The sequence below is a fragment of the Mesorhizobium sp. M2A.F.Ca.ET.039.01.1.1 genome, from assembly GCF_003998035.1.
Taxonomy (GTDB): Bacteria; Pseudomonadota; Alphaproteobacteria; order Rhizobiales; family Rhizobiaceae; genus Mesorhizobium.
On the sequence record NZ_RZRY01000650.1, the window covers coordinates 1 to 3,552 of the forward strand.

A 3,552-nucleotide genomic window follows, 5' to 3' on the forward strand; every position below is an offset into this window, starting at 1 on the left:
ATGCTGGGCGCATGCGCGTCGTAAGCTGTTCGTGTTTGCATGACGCGCCCCCGACCCTCGGCTAAGGCGAACGTGACGCCTTAGTTTTCACGGCAATTCGGGCCGATCCCGCGAATTTCACGGCGAATAACCTGCATTCCCGAGAAACTCAAGGGACGTTTCCGGTATGCTATTTGCTAAACAGGTGGCTGGCCGAGTGCCCTCCGCCAATTTATCGCGAGGAGAGGGACATGCGCTTGAGCAATCTGGGAACCGAGCAACTCCGGGAGAAGGATAGAAGCTTCGTCTTCCATCCTTCTACGCATTTGGCCAAGCACAGCCGAGGCGAAACGCCAAATAGGATTATGGCCGGTGCGGAAGGCGTCTATATCTGGGACACCGAAGGCCGAAGGAGCCTCGACGGTTTCGGAGGACTCTACTGCGTCAACATGGGATATGGATGCACGGAGATCGCCGAGGCCATTGCCAGGCAAGCACACGAATTGCCGTTCGCACACGTCTATGCCAGCCAAGGTACGGAGCCGGTCGCCCTGTTGGCAGAGGCCGTGGTCGAGTATTTCGGTCAGAACATGCGAAGGGTCTATTTCGGCCTCTCCGGTTCCGATGCCAACGAAACCAACATCAAGCTGGTCTGGTACTATAATAACATTCTTGGCCGGCCCGAAAAGAAAAAGATCATCTCGCGAAATCGCGGCTATCACGGGTCTGGATTGGTCACGGGTAGCCTAACTGGCCTTCCCTTCTTTCACAATTTCTTCGACCTGCCTCTGGATTTGGTGCGCCATACAACCACGCCGCACTATTACCGCCAGGCGCGTGTCGAGGAGAGCGAGGAAGCGTTCTCCCGGCGCTGTGCCGATGAGCTTGAAGCCTTGATCCTGGCCGAAGGACCGGAAACGGTTGCAGCTTTTATCGGAGAGCCGGTACTTGGGACAGGAGGTATTGTGCCGCCCCCCAAAGGGTACTGGACGTCCATTCAAGCGGTGCTCGACAAATACGATATCCTTCTAATCGCGGATGAAGTGGTCTGTGGCTTCGCGCGAACCGGCGAGAAGTTCGGTTCCCACCTGTATAACATGCGTCCGGATTTCGTGACCATCGCAAAGGGTTTGAGTTCCGCCTACCTCCCCATCTCCGGGTCAATCATTGGCGACCGTGTCTGGTCGGTTTTGGAACAAGGAACTGAGAAGCACGGCGCACTCGGCCACGGCTGGACATATTCGGGGCACACGCTTTGTGCCGCAGCCGCGCTCGCCAATATTCGACTGCTTAAAGAAAAAAATATTCTGGAGCATGTCCGCGATGTTGGACCGTATTGGCAAGACCGGATGAAGGCCGAGCTGGCGGGACATCCCATCGTTGGTGAAGTTCGCGGAGTGGGTATCCTGTCGGCCGTGGAGATGATGCGGGACCCAAAACAAAGGATACCATTCGAACCCGACCTTCAGGTCGGGGTGCGCACTGCAGCTGCTCTGTTTGAGAATGGCGTCATCGGACGGGCCATGCCGCATGGCGACATCCTCGGTTATGCCCCCCCCCTGATCATTACCCGAAAAGAGATCGACATCATTGTCGACGCGACGGTAAAGTCGGTCGATACCACCTATCGCGCGCTGAAGGCCGAGGGTGCCGTATGATTTTGCGATCGCGAAGGAGCGAGTCCGGAGGCAGGCATGTCCCTGCGCGCTACTGCGCCGAGCAGACCCAAAACTGTTGAATTCCAGATATCTGATCTTGAGCATGCTCCGGGCTATTTCAGTCACGATTTGTAACCGAATCAGTTCTGCCGCCGCTGTCCTGTTGCCCAACGACCAGGACCTCTGTGCGGCGCGCCCTGCGGGTGTCCCTCCCCGCCGGCAGGGCGCCCTTTTTGACCCACGTAATCAGTATCATTATGGCCCGTGCGGGATCGAGGGTCTGGTAAAGGTCATCTGCACGTTCCGATGCAGATTGAGCTTAGACGTGCCCTTTACATCATTGCAGCGGGCCATAATCATTGCGGTGAATTTTATCACGTCAGGTATATAGAAGGACGATACTCACACGCCACCCCGTTCACAAGGAAAGGCATTTTAATATTGTTGAGACGATTTGCCTATCAAAGAAAAGAAAGCATCGCAACACTTCTTTGCGGATCACGGCGCCCCGGGTGGGGGATGAGCGGCTATCCGAATTGTTATGCTAATGCCGACCCAAATTCCTGCAAAAGCTGGGGTCAATGATGGCTTTTGGTCAGCGCAGGATGATTTCTCCTGATTTGGTCGGTGCAGGGGCGGTCATGATTTAATGCATGGAGATTCTCTGATTGAGCTGTTGAGATCATGAGGCGTCTGCCAGACGCCCATCGGGTGAGCCCAGCATGATTGGGATGACCGACGAAGATCGAAAGTGTGGCAGCATTCTGGAGCCCGGTCAGCCCAGCGACGCCCGCGAATTCAATCACGTTTGTCGGGACATACACGACGCAGCCGGAAGGCGTGCAGAAAGAGGAAGAATCGAGCGCGACGATGACGAGGCACATGCCACTTGTTTTCGAGACATTCCTTGAAAGACTGTCACAGAGTATCGATGAGGCAGATTTCCGGGATGCCATGGCTGAGGCGGCCGGACGACTTGACCTAATCTTCTTTGCCTACCTCTCCTTGCCAGCACGGCCTTCCGGCAAACCGAGGTTAATTTCAAACTATCCACCCCGCTGGACCAGACAGTATCTGGAAAATCAGTATGAGAAACTCGATCCTGTGGTCTTGCGTGCTCGAAATGGCGGCTGCCCGTTTCACTGGGGATCGAATTTGGGAGGCGATAAAATGTCGCCGGCTCAACAGCAGCTATTCGATGAGGCGGCTCAATTCAGCATCTGCTGCGGTTTGACGATCCCAATTGTCGATCTCCGCGGCCGCATCGCTGCGGTTACTTTTGCCGCCGATGAGCCTCGTCCAGTATTTCTTCGGGTCGCTGAGCGGTACGAACAAGCTCTTCAACTGATGGCGGCCTGCTTTCATCGTTGCGTTCGCCGCAAATTGCCGAGCGATCGAACAGTGGATGGGGTTTCGCTGACATCCCGCGAATATGAGTGCCTGAGGTGGGCAGCGCGGGGTAATTCAGCCTGGGTGACCGGCCGCATCTTGGGTATCAAGCCACGCACGATCGCTTTTCATTTGGACAATGCCAAGAAGAAGCTAGGCGTGCGAACCCAAAATCAGGCTATAGCCCTTTTGGGGTCCGAAGGGTCCTCAATTGTCTGAGAAGCTTTTTGATCCCCTTGTGCTCGGGCCATTCGATCGCGCGCTTTGTATCGAGCGTTGACTGGATGCCGAGATCTTCTGTTCCGCCGGCTCGGGCGATGCAGCCGTATTCTTCCAGTCCGCGCCGGTGATCATAGTCTATGGGTGCTCGAGCGGGTGTGTCGTCGCTGACGAGCTAGTTGTGGAGCCTCAACAGGTTGTCCTCGGTTAGAGCGAGGCGACTGATAGGTGTTTTGGACTTTAGGCTCCCGTGGGGACGGTGCCAATTGTATCTGTGCAGCCAGACCGGCAACTCTGCGGCGCGGTG

General features: G+C 55.9%; 2 protein-coding genes and 1 pseudogene. 2 read left to right on the top strand and 1 reads right to left on the bottom strand.

Features of this window, described 5'->3' with window-relative positions; translation table 11 throughout:
* Window positions 1–230: 230 nt before the first annotated feature.
* Together EOA24_RS31135 and EOA24_RS31140 are read left to right on the top strand one after the other, a co-directional pair.
* Window positions 231–1,637: an aminotransferase gene (locus EOA24_RS31135; protein ID WP_063169303.1), complete on the top strand. Its 1,407-nt coding sequence runs from the start codon at window positions 231–233 to the stop codon at window positions 1,635–1,637.
* An 870-nt stretch (window positions 1,638–2,507) separates the two neighbouring features.
* Window positions 2,508–3,245: a LuxR family transcriptional regulator gene (locus tag EOA24_RS31140; protein ID WP_082826574.1), complete on the top strand. Its 738-nt coding sequence runs from the start codon at window positions 2,508–2,510 to the stop codon at window positions 3,243–3,245.
* 175 nt (window positions 3,246–3,420) lie between these two features.
* Here the strand turns inward: EOA24_RS31140 and EOA24_RS31145 are convergent.
* Window positions 3,421–3,552 (bottom strand): annotated as a pseudogene (locus EOA24_RS31145) (IS481 family transposase); the annotation flags it as partial.